We start from the raw sequence: 15,979 nt of genomic DNA, 5'->3' as shown, positions 1-15,979 counted from the left end.
GCTTAGAATTTCTGGAGTTTGTGACAAAAGTCACCCGGTGTGGCTTAGCTATAGGAAGGGGAAGAATCGGTAGCTGCGTTTTTGATATTCTCTATATTCAGGAAACTTTTCGAGCAGCAATTTCTCTTCGTAGCTTGACTTAAAATAGAACAACAGCAGCAAAAGAAAGGCGATAAAGAGTTTGAACAAACTTGGTTCCCACATAGCGTACCCAAAGAAAAACAGAAGCAGTCCAGTGTATACGGGATGCCGTATCTTTTTGTATAAACCGGTTTGAATAAGAGTTCCCTGGGATACCGGCCTGGGAAATGGACTTAAATTTCCTCTTAGCTGAAGCAGGGCAAGTACTGCAATCAATAAACCCATGATCGCTATAACCAGGAACGCTACTTTAACCCAGGAAGGAGATTGCCATCCCTGCCGGGATGGCAACAGAAAAAATAAAATGAAAAGCAAAAGCTGAAGACCGACGAACAGTATATCTTTTGCTTTTAATCGTTTCATTGAACTAAAGTAAGCTTCTTTTCTTCGAATCGGACTTTACCCTCATCCAAAAAATCAGCAAATGACTCAGGATCATAATCTGCACCACGAGGCTCATTTAACATTTCGCCATCATGGTCAAGCAGGACATAGTAAGGCTGAGAATTGGAATTGAAACGACTTGCCTGAAAGTCACTCCATTTATTTCCAATTGTCTTGATTTTTTTACCGCTGAAAGATGAAACCCTTTGCTCGTTTGACGGTAGCTCGGTCTTGTCGTCCACATACAGCTGAATCAACACATAGTCGTTTTGGAGCCTGCGCAAAACTTCCTTCTCGGGCCAGACGGTTGACTCCATCTTTCTGCAATTTACGCAGGCATGTCCGGTGAAATCGATAAGCACAGGCTTGTTCACTTCCTTTGCATAGGCTAAACCCTCTTCATAATCGAAAAAAGCATTCAGGTTGAGGGGTGCATGAAAAATATCGGAGTACTTCCTCTTCGACTTTTGATCTAAAGGTATACCTGCAGAAGAGATCGAATTAGTATACAAATCGAAATCCTGCGTAGTCTGAGGCGGAAAGAATGCCGAAATTGCTTTCAAAGGTGCGCCCCACAAGCCAGGGATCATATAGATCGTAAAAGAGAGAGTCATAATAGCAAAACTAAGGCGAGGGATGCTGATGACAGAATTATCTGAGTCGTGAGAAAACCTCAGCTTACCCAGAAGGTAAAGTCCAAGTAGACCGAAGATCACAATCCAAAGGGAAAGAAATACCTCACGATCAAACCAGTCCCAATGATAAGCCAGATCTACATTCGACAGGAATTTCAGGGCTAAGGCGAGTTCCAGAAAGCCCAGTACCACTTTCACCATATTCAGCCATCCACCCGAACGAGGCAAGGACTTCATCCAGGATGGGAACATAGAAAACAGCACAAATGGAATAGCTAGTGCCACCGCGAATCCGAACATTCCAATTGCCGGAGCTAGCAAGGTTCCGGTGGAAGCAGCTTCCACCAATAGCGTACCGATGATTGGTCCGGTACAGGAGAAAGATACCAGGGCCAGTGTGGCAGCCATAAAAAAGATCCCCATCCATCCGCTTTTCTCGCTCTTCGCATCCATTTTATTTACCCAGGATGCTGGAAGGGTAATTTCAAATGCTCCAAGGAAGGAAGTAGCAAACACCAGTAACAGCAGGAAGAATGCGAAGTTGAAAATTCCGTTTGTGGATAGGGCGTTGAGGGCATCAGCACCAAAAAGCACTGTTACCAATAAACCCAATACTACGTAAATCACGACAATGGAAATACCGTATACCAGCGATCGTCCAATAGCTCTTCCTTTGTTTTCGGCTGCCTTCGTAAAGTAGCTGATTGTTAGAGGCAGCATAGGGAATATACAGGGCATTAAAAAAGCTGCGAAACCACCAAGTAAGCCAGCCAGAAAAATCGACCAAAGCGAACTGGAGGTTTCTTTTGCCTTCCGTGTTGTTGGTGTCGGTTCGCTACCGCTCTCTTTTGGCTCATCGGTTTCCGCTGGGATTTCGGTGAATTCTAAGCCTTCCGCTTGAATGCTGTCCCCATTCTGTTCGATGGGAGTAAATTGCAGATTTTCAATATCGGTGAAAGTATCTGCAATACTTTCCTCCTGCGCCAATATCGGTGTGACACTGATAAGAAGTGTTAATATAACGAGATAGATCAGCCTGATCATCCTAAAATCGTTTAATGATTGAAATGATTATTTAATTGTAAGACTAAAATCGACCTCTTCAGGAGGAAGACATCTGGAGTCATCGCAGGCCATATATTCAATTTTTCCCTTAACTACTGCAGGTAGCCTGGAGAGGTTTACTTTTTGCTGAAAGACGACTGTATTTGAAAAGTAGCTGACTTTCATGTTGAAAGCCTTTTCAAACGCCGTACTTGGCTTTGGCTCCAGGGTTGCCCCCAACTTCTTATAAGAAGAAGAGGGAGTAAAGCTGAAGCTTGTTTTTACGGGACCGCCTTCCGGTACCCTCTGCGAGTAAATATGCCAGCCCTTATCGATCGTTGCTTTCAAGTAGATAATGGCCTCGTTTTTTCCGGTCTTTTTTGTCGCGTACGACCACTTCACCGGCTTCAAAATCTGAGAATATGAAGTAGCACTGAAAAACAGTGCTACTATCAGGAAAAGGATATTTTTCATCTTAATATTATTGGACTACCCAATATCTGGGAGTTGTTTATTTACTTGTTAATTCCTTAAAAAACTTTACAATTTCCGGGTTCATGTAATCTGCACCACCTTCATGCCTGCCAACTACTTTACCATCTTTGTCAATTATTACAGTCGTTGGGATGGATCCTGAAAGGAACTCCTGAGGAACCGAACTAACCGCGGTATATACTGGCAAGTCGTACTTATTATTCACCATGAACTTGCTCGACTTTTTGTAGTTATCGTCTACATCTACCATGAGGAATTGGATGTCTTTTTCGTCGAATTGCTTTTTAAGCTCATTAATAGATGGCATCTCTTGAATACAAGGAGGGCACCAGGTCGCCCAAAAGTTAATGAAGAGGACCTTTCCCTTTTGTTTAGAAATATCCACGGTTTTACCACTGCCATCTTTAAATACCACTGATGGGGCCGGAGCCAGTTCTGCAGTTCCTGTAGATTCATTGTTTACCTCTTGAGCAGAAACGGATGCTTCCTGTTCTGCGTTGATTTCAGATTCACTGGTGTTATTTTTTGCGCCTCCAAATAAAAGCGCTTTCGCATCCGGGCTTATTAATAAAATTCCAGTAATAAGTATGATAATAGCAGAAAAGATGCCTGCCTTAGAAAAGATCTTAGATTTCATTTTTTGGTGTTTAATAGTTGGCTCCGAAGAGTCGTAAGAAATAAATTGAATAATTAGTGCTGAACCAGACATAGTGCAGCCTGTGAAAGCCTGTAAGCAGGTTTTCAGATACAAGAAAGTTTGGGCGAAATCAAATCAGAAAGGTCCTGTTCCGAAGATATAGGGGAACAGAATACAGGGGTAAGGGTTCACGTTCCCTGGAAAATAAAATCAGGGAATCGGATTTAAACATGGCCGAGATAGCCCAAAAAGCAGTAATTAATACAGCTGTAAACAAGGGCGCATTAGCTTCTGCCGGACGCTCAGGCAAAGACATTTTCTTACTGAAGCTACTTTCTCCAGCGACACATATAACGGAAGCGAGGCTTTTCCCTTGCCCGCCACCGGTATGCTCCGTTTGGTTGGTACCATTCAAGTAAACGTTAATGGCCTTTTTCAAGGGGCACGAGCCCAGCACAAGGAAACTTATTGTCAGTAAGAATACCGACAAGAAGCCAATTTTTCTAGAAAATCCGTTGAGCTGTTTAACCATTTTTCCCTTAAATGTATTCTTTCTCTTGTGTAGTGTAACGATTCAAAAGTGAATTAAGTATATTTTTCAATGACCTGCTTTAGCTGGGAAGCCTGCATGACGCCAGACTGCCGCCATTTCGTTTCTCCGTTTTTGAATAAGATTAAAGTAGGAACTCCGTGGATATGATAAGATTGAGCTACCTCAGGGTTTTTATCCACATCAACTTTCAAAATCGTTGCACCCTCACCAACCAATCCTTTTAATTGCTCTAAAATAGGCGCCATCATCTTACACGGGCCGCACCATTCTGCAGAGAAGTCAACCAATACAGGTTTATCAGAATTTATGATCTCAAAAAATGTTGCCATATCTCTTTCTGTTTATCTACCCTTAATCTCTTCAAATTCAACATCCACTGTTTTATCGATGTTTTGCTTCCTCGGAGTGGTATTACAAGCGCTCGTTCCACAACAAGCTGCATTTGCCAGGGCCTGGAAAACAAACAAGCCTGCCAGAAGTCCTAATAGTCCGTTTTGTAATTCAAAAGCTTGGTAAGCAACAAGTACCCCCATTGCTAACCTCAACCACCTCATAAATTCCAACCGGTGAGTAATGTTTTTCTAAGTGTTTCCATTCGTCTCTCGTTTTCCTTAGACAAAAGTCAGGAGAATAGAAACGAATGTTTGTGACAAAAGTCACCAGGAGGTCTGAAAGCGGGACTTGGGAATTAATTGTAAAATTTCAAATCCCGAGGCGTTTACTGATGCAAATTCATGGATCATAAACAAATATCTGAATGCATAGTTAAAGGAAGTATGGACAAGATGAAACAGCCTTTTAGTATTACCGTAGATCTGAATGGAAACGGCGAACAAAGAACCTTGTTTCTGACTCATAATACAGAAACTTTTGATTTCGAATTAGACGGGCAAGCAATTTCGATAATCAACAATGGTGATAATTCGTGGAGCATTGTTGCAGGAATGATCGATCAGGAGACGGTTAATCTCATCGGTACAGAGGTCGAAAAGCATTATAAAAACCTCCACATTTAGTTTCTATATAAATTTTTTAGCCCCTTGTTCGAAATTAAAGAATCTTACTTTTTCCACTCTATATAATTCCTGTGCAGGGCTAGGTAACCTCTTTGTTCCATCTTCTTTAATAACCTTGATATCACTTCACGTGAAGTACTGAGGTCATTGGCAATCTCCTGATGAGTGATATTTAACTGCCTTGTTTCCAGCTTCTCTGACTGGTTTTTCAAATAAAATTCCAATCGCTCATCCATGCTTTTAAAAGCGATATTATCTACCATCGTAAGAAGTTCTTCATAGCGGTTACGATAGGTTTCCAGTACGAAATAGTACCAAGTCTTATAATCCCGCATCAGCTCGTCCATCAGCTGTATGGGAATAAGTAAGGCGACAGTGTCTTCAACGGCCTTAGCCATTACTTCACTGGTTTCCTGCCTTGCAGCGCAGATCATCGACAAAGCACATGCTCCACCCGGTTCTATGTAATACAGGAAAAACTCGTTGCCCTCTTCGCCCTGCCGATAAAGCTTTACCCGGCCTTCCACTATAAGCATGGTAGAGCGAAAGTATTGTCCGGGAGACATCATTACTTCCTCGGCCTCAAACTTTTTGATATAGCAATTTGCGATCAGCTTTTCCTTCAAGCCAGGCTCGAATTGAGGAAAGAACTGATTGATATATTGGGATACTGTTAATTCATTGGGCATATGCAAAGGTAGGGGAAAATATAGGGAATAGTCGACTTCTATGCGAATCCAAACTTGTCTAACATCTCTTAATTTTCCGATATTAAAAGTAACACATGGAAGAAGCAAAAGTATTTGAGGCCTGCTTTTCATTAGCTGACGATTTAATGTGGGAAAGTGAACAGGCCCGGATTGAACGTCTCCCTGAACAGATGGCAGAATTGTCTGAAATGACAAATGAATTTGTAAGAATTGCAAAACAGTGTTACTATCAGATAGAAGATATTCCGGATTCCGAAGCAATACTGCTGGGTGCGATCAGATATTTAAATGCACAGGCAATTCCCCCTCTTCGAGGAAATTATTCCTGGTTTTCCAACTCACTCAGCGCATTATTAGAGCTTTGTAACCCTAATAGCGCTGTCGGAAAGGACGGTTTACCATTTTTACTTGCGTTGCAGTGCGGTGTCAATAAATGTATAGAATGGGCGAGAGAAGACAGAGAGGAGTTTGAATAGGCAATCCCTATTTTTCTAAGAACTACAATTTTTAAAATATGATTGGTATTTGTAAACTATATGAGGAGCCCTGCGAATTGAAGGAAAGCCACATTCTTCTTAAGTTTATTATCGATTATTTTAAAAAAACTGGATCTAATTATCTCAGGACAGTCGTTGACCCGAATAGGCGAAGACAAGACGGTAAAAAAGGCTACTACTTGTCAGAAAGGGCCGAGTTGGATTTTAGCAAGAGGGAAAAGTGGTTTGCAGAGAAAATTTTTAATCCTTTTCTAGAGGAAAAAAGGAGACTCTTCGAATATGATGAGAATCTTTATTACTTTTTAATCTCCCTTCTTTGGCGAGGATTACTATCCGAACTTGAAAATCCGGACTATGTCAAAGAGGAATATTATGGGTCTCTTTTTGAGGTTGAAAGAGAGTGGAAGGATTATCTAAGAGGTGGAGCAACCCCTGTTAAATTCCCGGACGTTAACTTGTTTCTAACTGATTCAATTCGCGCTCATAATATAAATGTTACCGGACTAGACTACTACTTTACACGAACTTTGGATTTTACCATCTTCGCCAGTTCTGACGGTTCCTTTGTTGCCACATACTGCAAGTTCTTACGGTTTATGGTATGGTCAGTGATCAAAGACATACAAACATAAACAGCGAGCCTCAAATCCGCCCGAGTCGAGGCTTTATACATTTTCCTCAGCATATACACGACGCGCACATGATAGAAAATGTAATACAAAGGGTGCGAGTTATAGAGTCTATCCCGGGTGCTTCAGAACACCAGCAAGAAAAGATCGTTCAGGAGGTCAAAAAGAATACTCAGAAATTTATCAGTTCTGATGCCGCCAGAGCAATCTTCAATGATTTAAATAATCTTGATCAAAGTTGATTTGTAGAAGACCTGCCACCATTAATTAATTTATTTTATTTCTTTTGAAGTAATCCTTGAATCTCCTGGTAAGCGTAATAATAAATTCCGCCAATTTTCTTGCCGTATAGGATCCCTATTGTCCTATAGGTTTTTAAGGTATTTTTTGTGATATTCAACATGGTCATCACCTCAAAGGATTTGAATGAAGCCATTTTTTTCTTGGAAGATCTTTATAATCTTTTAAAAGCAGTTTGAAATGCTCTAATAATTGAACCCGGAACTGCTGCAAATCTTCGCTTGTAATTATTTCAGTAGCCATATTAAAAAGATTAGCATACAAAGATTATAAGGGGGCAGTTCCTGGAGGTACGCTTTTAAAAATGTACATTCAAAAAAGGACGAATATCCCTCGGTTCAAACGGGTATAATTATAAAAACAATTACTTTTTTCAATGTGTATTGTTAGATACCAGCTGCTAATGCGGTCCGATTTTAAGTCAAACATTCTGATAGATCAACTAATTCCAAAACTATGAAAACAATTAGAATCGTTCTTTCGTGCATCGCCCTCGGGCTACTTATTGGCGCCTGCCAAAATCCCGATTCTCGCAGTGGAACCAACACTGAAGACACGTCTGCTAACGAGCACATGTCCAGTATGGGATCAGATACCTCAATGATGGGTCAAGACTCTTCCATGATGGCGGGCATGAATGCTATGATGAAAGAAATGCACCGAATGAAAATGACCGGCAATGCCGATTACGATCTGGCGATGATGCTTAAACATCACCATCAGGGAGCAATCGATATGTCGGAAGCAGAGCTCAGATCCGGAACCGATGAGCAGCTGAAAGATATGGCTCAGAAAACGATCGATATACAAAAGAAGGAAATCCGGGATCTGGAGGCCATTGCTGACAAATATAAATCCGGTCCGAAAAATTATGATCCGGCGAATAAAAACGAAGGTCTTGGGCAAGACATGGATAAGAGTATGAGATCAATGATGGAGATGGGCCATGACATGTCGAAGAGCACCGATCATCAGTTTGCGTCCATGATGAAAAAACACCATAAGGACGGCGTCGAAATGGGTGAAATGATTGTGAAACACGCTAAGGACGCCAACTTTAAATCGATGACTCAGAAAACCATGAAGGAGCAGAAAAAAGACATTGAGAAGCTAGACGAGTGGCTGGATAAACATAAAAAATAGTCTTAAGCGATAGTGTAAAAACAAATCATTGGAATGGAGAATAAACCGAATAATTATAACAAGTTTGGATGGATGCTACTGGCATCATTTATCATCATGTACGCGGTGATGTTCCTTAATGTCGACAAGCTGGATCATGTGTATCTGAGTACTACACGGGCTTATATGGCCTTGCTTATGGTAGCCCCGATGGCCTTGCTGATGCTGGCAATGATGCCCATGATGTACCCCAACAAGCGATTAAATGGGATAATTGCTCTAACGAGCATTGCCGTGTTCATCCTGACGCTGGTGTTTCTTAGAAATCAAACCTTTATAAGTGATCGTCAGTATATAAAAGCAATGATTCCTCACCATTCTTCTGCCATTTTGGTGAGCCAGGAGGCGAAATTGAAAGATCCGGAACTGAAGCGGTTGGCTGAACAAATCATCCGTTCCCAGGAAAAGGAAATTACTGAAATGAAACAGATGCTTAAGCGAATGGAAAATAAGGACTGAAATACAAATAATCTTATTCAAAGACTGCATGAAAATATCCCTGATCACTATTAGTACAGCTATTATGCTCCTGGTATCCTGCCAGAGCGATTCGAAAAAGGAAATAGCTCGTGGAGGCAGTTCTGATACTTCGCAACAAGCAACTGAAAGTAGAAAATCCGATCGAGGAGCTGAAGCAATAATGACAGCTTACCTTGATTTGAAAAACGCGCTGGTAAAAGACGATGACAAGGCTGCGGCAGAAGCGGGAAAGCAACTTGCTGCAAGCTTTAAAGAAATCAACACGTCGGGCATGAAGGAAGCTGAACTGAAAGCATTTGAAGACATCCGGGAAGATGCAATTGATCATGCTTCCCACATCTCCAGGAACGTCGGAAATATCAGCCACCAGAGGGAACATTTTGAAACCTTAAGCGAAGATATTTATGATCTTAAAAAAGCTGTCAGAGGAGATCAGAAGCTTTACTATCTGCATTGCCCCATGTATAATGAAGGCAAAGGCGCTAATTGGGTCAGCGAAACCAAAGAGGTTCAGAACCCTTATTTAGGAAAGTCGATGCCGGAGTGTGGAACGCTTAAAGAAGAACTATAGCAGGCATGGGCCTTAAAACGAAAATATTGCTGATTCTGGTTGTTGTATTTGTTGTTATGCAGCTTTTTCAGTCTTCAAAAAACAACACAGCACCGGAGACATCGGCTGACATTTTCCGTGTTTATCCAATGCCTCCCAATGTGAAGACTATCCTTGGCAAAGCATGTTACGACTGCCACAGCAATTCAACCCATTACCCCTGGTATTCTTATATCCAACCTTTCGGCTGGTGGCTGTCTTCCCATATAGAAGAGGGAAAAGAGGAACTGAATTTGTCTGAGTTTAAAGACTATTCGGCCCGCCGGAGAAAAAGCAGGCTGAAGTCGATGGCTGAAAGTATCGAAGACGGATCCATGCCTCTGTCATCTTACACCATCATTCATAGCGAAGCAAGGCTTAGCTCGCAGGAAAAGGAGCTTTTAGTGAAATGGATCGACAGCGTGCGGGCGAGCCTTAATTAAAATGATCATGAAAACACTACTCATCTATCTGGTATTTACTTTTTCCTCTGTGGCACTTTTCGGGCAAACTTCTGATCAGTCAGCACTGCTTGTACGACAAGAGGTTTATACCTGTCCAATGCATCCTGAAGTGATCAGTAATAAGCCGGGCAGATGCCCGAAGTGCGGGATGGAACTGGTTAAGAAAACAGCAAAGCGGAGCGCGCCCGCTAAGCCGGCAGAACCCAAAAAGCAGCAGCCGAAAAAAGTAAGCAAACCTGCTCCTGTAAAAAAACAGCCACCTGCGAAAGCCACGCCACTACAGAAAGAACAGATGCCGGTTCAAAATCCGGTGGAAAAAGCACGCCCAGTTCCAAAAGCCGGACACAAAGTTGAAAAACCAGGACTCACCTATAAGCCTAAAACGGTACGCTACGATCTGTATGTGAACGATACAATAGTCAATTTCACCGGAAAAAACAGGAAGGGGGTGGCAATTAACGGTAGTATTCCTGCCCCGACCTTAACTTTTACCCAGGGAGATACCGCTGAGATTTATGTGCATAATATGATGCATATGGAAACCTCCATTCACTGGCATGGAGTGTTCCTGCCCAATCGTTTCGACGGGGTACCCTATCTTACTCAAATGCCGATTAAGCCTCATTCAACCTATGTGTATAAGTTTCCCGTCATTCAGAACGGAACCTACTGGTATCACAGTCACACTGAACTGCAGGAACAGAGCGGCATGTATGGCGCGCTGATCTTTAATAAACCGAACGAACCATCCATTCCTGCAATTCCAATCGTGTTAAGCGACTGGACTGATATGAACCCTATGGAAGTAAACAGATCGCTGCATAATGCTACAGACTGGTTTGCCATAAGAAAAGGGTCCACCCAGAGTTACTGGGAGGCGATCAGAAAGGGCTATTTTAAAACGAAGCTGATTAACGAATGGAAGCGGATGACCGCCATGGATGTGAGTGACGTAGCCTACGATCGCTTCCTCACCAATGGCAAGCCCATTGCCGAGGCTCCTCAGTTCAAAGCCGGCGATAAGGTCAAGCTCCGGGTAGTGAACGGCGGTGCTTCCAGCTATTTCTGGCTGACCTATTCCGGAGGAAAAATGACCGTGGTGGCGAACGATGGGAATGATGTGCAGCCCGTAGAGGTAGATCGTCTAATTATTGCCACTGCTGAAACTTACGATATCATTGTGACCATTCCTGAAAATATGACCTACGAATTTTTGGCGACTGCGGAAGACCGGACACAATCCACCTCTCTCTGGCTTGGTAGCGGGATGAAGATGCCCGCAAAACCTTTAGGGAAACTGAAGTACTTCGAGGGCATGAAGATGATGAATGGCATGATGAAAATGAATGGGGACATGGAGCCCATGGGGATGCAGATGAGTAACCAGCAGATGGATATGAATTCAGTGATGTATCCGGAAGCTACGGGCGAAGAAAACGGGATGCCGGCTGACGAAGGCCATGACATGCACAACATGGACAAGTCTAAGGAAGCGGACACCACGAGGAAAGCTCCCCGAGAGATGCAGGGACACGAAGGACATCAGATGCCTCAGCCTGCGGGGCACGAAGGCCATGACATGAATGCTGGCACCGGTTCTGATATGGTTACCCTGAATTATGGAATGCTTCGGGCGACTGAAAAAACAACTTTAAAGGAAGGCCCATGGCGGGAATTCCGGTTCGAGCTAACGGGCAACATGAATCGTTACGTATGGACGATCGATAATAAAACAGTAGGCGAATCCGACAAGATCCTGATTAAAAAAGGGGAAAACGTACGGATTATCCAGTTCAACAATTCCATGATGCGGCATCCCATGCACCTGCATGGTCACGATTTCAGAGTAGTGAATAAGCAGGGAGAATACGCTCCAATGAAGAATGTTATCGATATTATGCCGATGGAGACAGATACGATTGAATTCGCAGCCTCAGAAAGCGGCGACTGGTTTTTCCATTGCCACATCCTTTATCATATGATGAGCGGTATGGGACGCGTCTTCAGTTATGTGAATTCGCCCCCAAACCCTGAACTTCCCGACCCTGCCCGGGCCCGCCGTATGTTCGTGAAAGAAAACAGCAACATGTACTACTTCATGACCAATGTGGGATTGGAAAGCAATGGCAGCGATGGGGAAGCGGCCTTCAACAATACCCGTTATCGCTTGTCTACCGAGTGGCGCCTGGGAATAAAATCAAAATATGGATATGAGAGCGAAACCTACTTCGGTCGCTTCTTTGGCAAAATGCAGTGGCTCTTTCCTTTCATCGGCTTCGACTACCATAAAAACAATGTTGAGAATGAAACCGAAAAGAATATGTTCGGTCAGCGCACCAATCAGAATAACCGGAAAGCCTTCGTTGCGGGTATCCAGTATACGCTTCCTATGCTCGTTAACTCAGAGTTCCGTATCGACAGCAAGGGAAAGCTACGGTTCCAGTTAAGGCGAGAGGATATTCCTGTAACCAACCGCCTAAGAGCCACACTGATGGGGAATACCGACCGGGAATTTATGGGAGGGCTGCGATACGTCTTAACGAAATATTTTTCATTGTCTACACACTATGATAGCGATATGGGATACGGCGCTGGTTTGACGGTCACCTACTGATCTGACCTTCTTCTATGGCAAGAGGTTCAGGAACAGGAAAATCAGCAGCCGTTCCTCACTTTTAAGTTCAAGTTTTTCGTATGAACCATCAGCATCACCATTCCGAACACCACCAGCATGAGCAGCATGGGAAACAGATTAAAAAGCCTGGAGATCGTGGAACTGCAGAGCACAGTGCCCATGACGAACATGCCGGGCATCATACAGAAGATTTTCTAAGAAGGTTTTGGATCTGCCTCGCGCTCACCATCCCGGTGATCCTTCTGTCGGAAATGGTTCAGCTTTGGTTCGGTTATCGCATTGCTTTTCCCGGTGATAGTTTTGTTTTGGCTGGTTTGGGTCTGATCATTTTTCTGTACGGAGGGAAACCGTTTCTGGTCGGAATGTATCGTGAGCTAAAAAGGGTTAATCCGGGTATGATGACCCTGATCGGCATAGCTATTACGGCTGCTTTTGCCTATAGTGCCGCAGTCGTTCTTGGTTTAAAGGGAATGGATTTCTTCTGGGAACTGGCTACCCTGATCGACATTATGCTGCTGGGACATTATTTTGAGATGCGATCTCAACTGGCTGCTTCCCGGGCATTGGAATCACTGGTTGCTTTGCTTCCTTCGGATGTGCATGTCTATCGGGAGGGTTCCCTGGTTGATATTCCCCTCAGCAATTTAAAGAAGGGGGATCTGATCGAGATCAAACCCGGCGAGAAAATTCCTGCAGATGGGAAAATAACTGAAGGCCATTCTTCAATTAACGAAAGTATGCTTACCGGCGAGAGTGTTCCTGTAAATAAGGAGACAGAGGATCCGGTGATTGGGGGATCAATCAACGGCGACGGATCGATAAAAGTTCTTGTTACCGGAACGGGAAAAGAGAGCTACCTTAATAAGGTAATAGATATGGTTCAGACGGCTCAGGCCACGAAATCAAGGACGCAAAATCTGGCAAATACCGTAGCCAAATGGCTCACCTATATCTCCCTCGCTGTTGGTACGGGTACTTTTATTTACTGGTTTGGAAAAGAAGGCGACCTTGCATTTGCGCTCGAGAGAATGGTGACCGTGATGGTTACTTCCTGTCCGCATGCGCTCGGCGTTGCCATTCCTTTGGTGGTTGCCATTTCTACCTCCAGAGCGGCTACCAGAGGCCTTCTGATCCGCAATCGTACTGCCTTTGAAAATGCCAGGAAATTAACCCTCGTCATCTATGACAAAACCGGAACGCTTACCGAAGGTGCACACAAGGTTCAGCAGGTTATTTCTCTTGACCCTCAGTTCTCGGAAAATGAGATCCTTCAGAACGCTGCGGCTATCCAGCAGCACTCTGAGCATTATATTGCCAGAGGAGTTTTGACACTGCTGAAGGAAAAAGGGTTGGAGCTATGGCCCTCATCCGGTTTTGAGTACTTTCCCGGGATAGGTGTTTCGGCATGGGTTAAAGACAGGAAGGTGGTTGCAGCCGGTCCGAATTATTTTAAAGGAAATGGTCAGGCGCTGCCGGAAATCCCCCCACAGATCAACCAGTCGCTGGAGACGCTCAATTTTGTACTAATTGAAGGGAAGCCGGTTGGTATAATTACTCTGGCAGACACAATCAGGCCTACTTCCCGCCAGGCAGTAGATGAGCTAAGATCCATGGGAATAAAATCCTATTTACTGACAGGTGATAACGAACAAATTGCTGCCGCGGTAGCAAAACAACTGGGAATGGATGGCTTCCTGGCTAACGTTCTTCCTGATCAGAAGCAACAAAAAGTGCTGGAGTTTCAGCAAAAACAGGAAATTGTAGCTATGACGGGAGACGGGGTGAACGACGCTCCCGCCCTGGCTCAGGCTAACGTCGGCATCGCTGTCGGTTCCGGAACAGACGTGGCAGCGGAAACAGCTGATATTATTCTTGTAAACAGCGACCCTCGTGATGTAACTGCCATGATTCGCTTTGGCAGAGCAACTTACAGTAAAATGATTCAGAACCTGGTGTGGGCGGTAGGATATAACGTTGTAGCAATCCCACTTGCTGCAGGCATTTTATATCCCTCATTTATTCTTAGTCCCGCAGCTGGGGCTGTATTAATGAGTTTAAGCACCATTATTGTCGCCATCAACGCCCAGCTGCTGAGAAGAAGCTTATAGGAACCCTAATATTTTACCACGAAACCATGATCCTGACTGAGGTACACTTTAAAAAATGTCCATTCAAAAATTTAGCTTTTTTTCACCTTGCGTCTTTAATTCTAAAGCTATGATAACTGAAAGAATTTGTATCTACCCAAAAGATGTGATGCTGATTACCGGAAGAAGTGAGCGTTCTGGTTGCCGACTGCTGCAAACGATCAGAAAGAAATACAATAAGACAAAGCATCAATTGTATCGATCTTCGAATTTTCGGAATATACTGTTCTGCAAATCGCCACTCGAAATACCGAAATTATTGATAAGTTCAGTTTTTTTATAAGTATAATCCATGATATGTTAGGAAGGGACGTTCCTAAATCCAAATCGTTTTTATTCAATAGCCACACATTCCCTCTAATCTAAACTGAATAGGTTGCTGCACTTACACCTCCAGTTGCTTCCTTAGATCCTCTTTACTTGGTAGATACAACTTATACTCCTTCGCAAAAATTTGTTCGTTGTTCAGGGGTAAGGTAAATTCTACAACTGCCTTATTCTCCTCCTTACATAAGACAATACCAATGGTGTTTTTCTCGTCAGGTAACTTAATCTTGCGGTCATAGTAATTAACGTACATCTGCATTTGTCCTAAATCCTGATGGCTAAGCTTTCCAATTTTTAAGTCAATTAAGACGAAGCACTTTAGTAACCGATTATAAAACACGAGATCTATATAAAAGTGGTCACCGACAAGCGTAATCCGTCGTTGTCGCCCTTCAAATAAAAATCCCTTACCAAGCTCCATCATAAAATGCTCAAGCTTATTGATTATAGCGGTTTCCAAATCGCTTTCGGAATAAGATTCACTTTCTTTCAGATTTAAAAACTCGAGAACAAAAGGTGTTTTTAAAGCGTCAAAAGGCTTTTCAAGGACGTTGCCAACTGAAGAGAGGTCTTTAATGCTAGCTTTATTCTTGCTTAGAACCAGCCGTTCAAAAAGTGAAGAGCTGAATTGCCGTTGTAGCTCTCTTACAGACCAGTTGTTTGAAATGGCTTCAATCTCATAGAATTTTCTTTCCTCAGAATCTTCAATCTTCATCAAGTGAATGTAGTGAGTCCAGCTTAATCGAAATACCTCAGAAAACGCACTCAGTGATTGCGCAATGGAAGACGGCTCAGCTGATTGTTTAGATTGCGCAATCAGCGATTGCGCAATCTTACTTCTGTATAAGAGATAGAACTGCCTAAAATACTCTAAGTTCCGTTTCGAGAACCCCTTCCCATACTCCCGGGTGAGATGGGTACTTAATTCGGATATTATCGATTCGGCGTATGCTGCTCTTTGGCTACCTTGCTGTTCTTCTTCAACGATCATCCTCCCAACGTGGAAGTAGGTAAATACCATTGTAGTATTTACGTTTCTTACCAATACCTTTCTCGACTCTTCAATTAAAAGAGATACGGAATGAAGAAGTGTGTTATTGATAGTTCCCATAAT

At 43.2% G+C, this 15,979-nt stretch carries 20 protein-coding genes; 10 read left to right on the top strand and 10 right to left on the bottom strand.

What is annotated here, in order from left to right; translation table 11 throughout:
* Positions 1 to 48 precede the first annotated feature (48 nt).
* The 7 genes from BCY91_RS11225 to BCY91_RS17625 all read right to left on the bottom strand — a co-directional run bounded on the left by BCY91_RS11225 (position 49) and on the right by BCY91_RS17625 (position 4,422).
* Entirely contained in the window at positions 49 to 504 is a 456-nt protein-coding gene (locus BCY91_RS11225) for a methyltransferase family protein (protein ID WP_120182072.1), read from the bottom strand.
* Positions 501 to 2,204, bottom strand: coding sequence for a protein-disulfide reductase DsbD family protein (locus BCY91_RS11220; protein WP_120182070.1), 1,704 nt, complete (start codon positions 2,202 to 2,204; stop codon positions 501 to 503). Before BCY91_RS11220 ends, BCY91_RS11225 begins: the two co-directional genes overlap by 4 nt.
* Positions 2,205 to 2,231: 27 nt before the next feature.
* Complete coding sequence (locus BCY91_RS11215) at positions 2,232 to 2,678, bottom strand: protein-disulfide reductase DsbD domain-containing protein (protein WP_120182068.1); 447 nt, start codon at positions 2,676 to 2,678, stop codon at positions 2,232 to 2,234.
* A 37-nt stretch (positions 2,679 to 2,715) separates the two neighbouring features.
* Positions 2,716 to 3,336: a TlpA family protein disulfide reductase gene (locus tag BCY91_RS11210; RefSeq protein WP_120182260.1), complete on the bottom strand. Its 621-nt coding sequence runs from the start codon at positions 3,334 to 3,336 to the stop codon at positions 2,716 to 2,718.
* A gap of 130 nt (positions 3,337 to 3,466) precedes the next feature.
* Entirely contained in the window at positions 3,467 to 3,868 is a 402-nt protein-coding gene (locus BCY91_RS17630) for a hypothetical protein (protein ID WP_120182066.1), read from the bottom strand.
* Positions 3,869 to 3,921: 53 nt separating this feature from the next.
* Complete coding sequence (gene trxA, locus BCY91_RS11200; RefSeq protein WP_120182064.1) at positions 3,922 to 4,218, bottom strand: thioredoxin; 297 nt, start codon at positions 4,216 to 4,218, stop codon at positions 3,922 to 3,924.
* A gap of 12 nt (positions 4,219 to 4,230) precedes the next feature.
* Positions 4,231 to 4,422 (bottom strand): hypothetical protein, encoded by a 192-nt coding sequence (locus tag BCY91_RS17625; protein WP_182995364.1) that lies wholly within the window; start codon positions 4,420 to 4,422, stop codon positions 4,231 to 4,233.
* A gap of 201 nt (positions 4,423 to 4,623) precedes the next feature.
* On the opposite strand from BCY91_RS17625, the gene BCY91_RS11190 reads away from it, so the two are divergent.
* The gene (locus BCY91_RS11190; protein WP_120182060.1) at positions 4,624 to 4,905 is read left to right on the top strand and encodes a hypothetical protein; all 282 of its coding nucleotides are present in this window, start codon (positions 4,624 to 4,626) and stop codon (positions 4,903 to 4,905) included.
* A 44-nt stretch (positions 4,906 to 4,949) separates the two neighbouring features.
* Here BCY91_RS11190 and BCY91_RS11185 read toward each other — a convergent pair whose 3' ends face one another.
* Complete coding sequence (locus tag BCY91_RS11185; protein WP_220699473.1) at positions 4,950 to 5,531, bottom strand: Crp/Fnr family transcriptional regulator; 582 nt, start codon at positions 5,529 to 5,531, stop codon at positions 4,950 to 4,952.
* A 158-nt stretch (positions 5,532 to 5,689) separates the two neighbouring features.
* On the opposite strand from BCY91_RS11185, the gene BCY91_RS11180 reads away from it, so the two are divergent.
* From BCY91_RS11180 to BCY91_RS17620, 3 genes are all read left to right on the top strand, one after another.
* On the top strand, positions 5,690 to 6,091 hold the full coding sequence (locus BCY91_RS11180) for a hypothetical protein (protein WP_120182056.1): 402 nt from the start codon (positions 5,690 to 5,692) through the stop codon (positions 6,089 to 6,091).
* Between the two features lie 38 nt (positions 6,092 to 6,129).
* On the top strand, positions 6,130 to 6,744 hold the full coding sequence (locus BCY91_RS11175) for a hypothetical protein (protein ID WP_120182054.1): 615 nt from the start codon (positions 6,130 to 6,132) through the stop codon (positions 6,742 to 6,744).
* Positions 6,745 to 6,812: 68 nt separating this feature from the next.
* Positions 6,813 to 6,983, top strand: a complete 171-nt coding sequence (locus BCY91_RS17620) for a hypothetical protein (protein WP_182995363.1) — start codon at positions 6,813 to 6,815, stop codon at positions 6,981 to 6,983.
* A 166-nt stretch (positions 6,984 to 7,149) separates the two neighbouring features.
* On the opposite strand, the gene BCY91_RS17960 is transcribed toward BCY91_RS17620, so the two are convergent.
* On the bottom strand, positions 7,150 to 7,284 hold the full coding sequence (locus tag BCY91_RS17960) for a hypothetical protein (RefSeq protein ID WP_262696801.1): 135 nt from the start codon (positions 7,282 to 7,284) through the stop codon (positions 7,150 to 7,152).
* Positions 7,285 to 7,497: 213 nt separating this feature from the next.
* Between BCY91_RS17960 and BCY91_RS11160 the strand changes: the two genes are divergently transcribed.
* The 6 genes from BCY91_RS11160 (at position 7,498) to BCY91_RS11135 (ending at position 14,499) form a co-directional block, all read left to right on the top strand.
* Positions 7,498 to 8,184, top strand: a complete 687-nt coding sequence (locus tag BCY91_RS11160) for a DUF305 domain-containing protein (protein ID WP_120182051.1) — start codon at positions 7,498 to 7,500, stop codon at positions 8,182 to 8,184.
* A gap of 33 nt (positions 8,185 to 8,217) precedes the next feature.
* Complete coding sequence (locus tag BCY91_RS11155) at positions 8,218 to 8,682, top strand: DUF305 domain-containing protein (RefSeq protein ID WP_120182049.1); 465 nt, start codon at positions 8,218 to 8,220, stop codon at positions 8,680 to 8,682.
* Positions 8,683 to 8,710: 28 nt separating this feature from the next.
* Positions 8,711 to 9,274: a DUF3347 domain-containing protein gene (locus BCY91_RS11150; protein ID WP_120182047.1), complete on the top strand. Its 564-nt coding sequence runs from the start codon at positions 8,711 to 8,713 to the stop codon at positions 9,272 to 9,274.
* Positions 9,275 to 9,279: 5 nt separating this feature from the next.
* Positions 9,280 to 9,735 (top strand): heme-binding domain-containing protein, encoded by a 456-nt coding sequence (locus BCY91_RS11145; RefSeq protein ID WP_120182045.1) that lies wholly within the window; start codon positions 9,280 to 9,282, stop codon positions 9,733 to 9,735.
* A 7-nt stretch (positions 9,736 to 9,742) separates the two neighbouring features.
* A complete protein-coding gene (locus BCY91_RS11140; protein WP_120182259.1) occupies positions 9,743 to 12,370 on the top strand; it encodes a multicopper oxidase domain-containing protein in 2,628 nt (875 codons plus the stop codon).
* 80 nt (positions 12,371 to 12,450) lie between these two features.
* The gene (locus tag BCY91_RS11135; protein WP_120182044.1) at positions 12,451 to 14,499 is read left to right on the top strand and encodes a copper-translocating P-type ATPase; all 2,049 of its coding nucleotides are present in this window, start codon (positions 12,451 to 12,453) and stop codon (positions 14,497 to 14,499) included.
* Positions 14,500 to 14,923: 424 nt separating this feature from the next.
* Here the strand turns inward: BCY91_RS11135 and BCY91_RS11130 are convergent, their stop codons facing one another.
* Entirely contained in the window at positions 14,924 to 15,976 is a 1,053-nt protein-coding gene (locus tag BCY91_RS11130) for a PDDEXK nuclease domain-containing protein (protein WP_182995362.1), read from the bottom strand.
* Positions 15,977 to 15,979: the final 3 nt, after the last annotated feature.

It is taken from the genome of Pelobium manganitolerans, assembly GCF_003609575.1.
In the GTDB taxonomy this organism is placed as follows: domain Bacteria; phylum Bacteroidota; class Bacteroidia; order Sphingobacteriales; family Sphingobacteriaceae; genus Pseudopedobacter; species Pseudopedobacter manganitolerans.
This window is presented reverse-complemented; position numbering and strand designations above follow the sequence as displayed.

What these genes read in the sequence shown, in the direction of transcription:
- BCY91_RS11215 (WP_120182068.1), bottom strand. Translation starts at nt 2,678, where the DNA reads ATGAAAAATATCCTTTTCCTGATAGTAGCACTGTTTTTCAGTGCTACT.
- BCY91_RS11135 (WP_120182044.1), top strand. Translation starts at nt 12,451, where the DNA reads ATGAACCATCAGCATCACCATTCCGAACACCACCAGCATGAGCAGCAT.
- BCY91_RS11155 (WP_120182049.1), top strand. Translation starts at nt 8,218, where the DNA reads ATGGAGAATAAACCGAATAATTATAACAAGTTTGGATGGATGCTACTG.
- BCY91_RS11145 (WP_120182045.1), top strand. Translation starts at nt 9,280, where the DNA reads ATGGGCCTTAAAACGAAAATATTGCTGATTCTGGTTGTTGTATTTGTT.
- BCY91_RS11220 (WP_120182070.1), bottom strand. Translation starts at nt 2,204, where the DNA reads ATGATCAGGCTGATCTATCTCGTTATATTAACACTTCTTATCAGTGTC.
- BCY91_RS11225 (WP_120182072.1), bottom strand. Translation starts at nt 504, where the DNA reads ATGAAACGATTAAAAGCAAAAGATATACTGTTCGTCGGTCTTCAGCTT.
- BCY91_RS17625 (WP_182995364.1), bottom strand. Translation starts at nt 4,422, where the DNA reads ATGGGGGTACTTGTTGCTTACCAAGCTTTTGAATTACAAAACGGACTA.
- BCY91_RS11130 (WP_182995362.1), bottom strand. Translation starts at nt 15,976, where the DNA reads ATGGGAACTATCAATAACACACTTCTTCATTCCGTATCTCTTTTAATT.
- BCY91_RS11210 (WP_120182260.1), bottom strand. Translation starts at nt 3,336, where the DNA reads ATGAAATCTAAGATCTTTTCTAAGGCAGGCATCTTTTCTGCTATTATC.
- BCY91_RS17630 (WP_120182066.1), bottom strand. Translation starts at nt 3,868, where the DNA reads ATGGTTAAACAGCTCAACGGATTTTCTAGAAAAATTGGCTTCTTGTCG.
- BCY91_RS11180 (WP_120182056.1), top strand. Translation starts at nt 5,690, where the DNA reads ATGGAAGAAGCAAAAGTATTTGAGGCCTGCTTTTCATTAGCTGACGAT.
- trxA (WP_120182064.1), bottom strand. Translation starts at nt 4,218, where the DNA reads ATGGCAACATTTTTTGAGATCATAAATTCTGATAAACCTGTATTGGTT.
- BCY91_RS11150 (WP_120182047.1), top strand. Translation starts at nt 8,711, where the DNA reads ATGAAAATATCCCTGATCACTATTAGTACAGCTATTATGCTCCTGGTA.
- BCY91_RS17620 (WP_182995363.1), top strand. Translation starts at nt 6,813, where the DNA reads ATGATAGAAAATGTAATACAAAGGGTGCGAGTTATAGAGTCTATCCCG.
- BCY91_RS11160 (WP_120182051.1), top strand. Translation starts at nt 7,498, where the DNA reads ATGAAAACAATTAGAATCGTTCTTTCGTGCATCGCCCTCGGGCTACTT.
- BCY91_RS17960 (WP_262696801.1), bottom strand. Translation starts at nt 7,284, where the DNA reads ATGGCTACTGAAATAATTACAAGCGAAGATTTGCAGCAGTTCCGGGTT.
- BCY91_RS11140 (WP_120182259.1), top strand. Translation starts at nt 9,743, where the DNA reads ATGAAAACACTACTCATCTATCTGGTATTTACTTTTTCCTCTGTGGCA.
- BCY91_RS11175 (WP_120182054.1), top strand. Translation starts at nt 6,130, where the DNA reads ATGATTGGTATTTGTAAACTATATGAGGAGCCCTGCGAATTGAAGGAA.
- BCY91_RS11190 (WP_120182060.1), top strand. Translation starts at nt 4,624, where the DNA reads ATGGATCATAAACAAATATCTGAATGCATAGTTAAAGGAAGTATGGAC.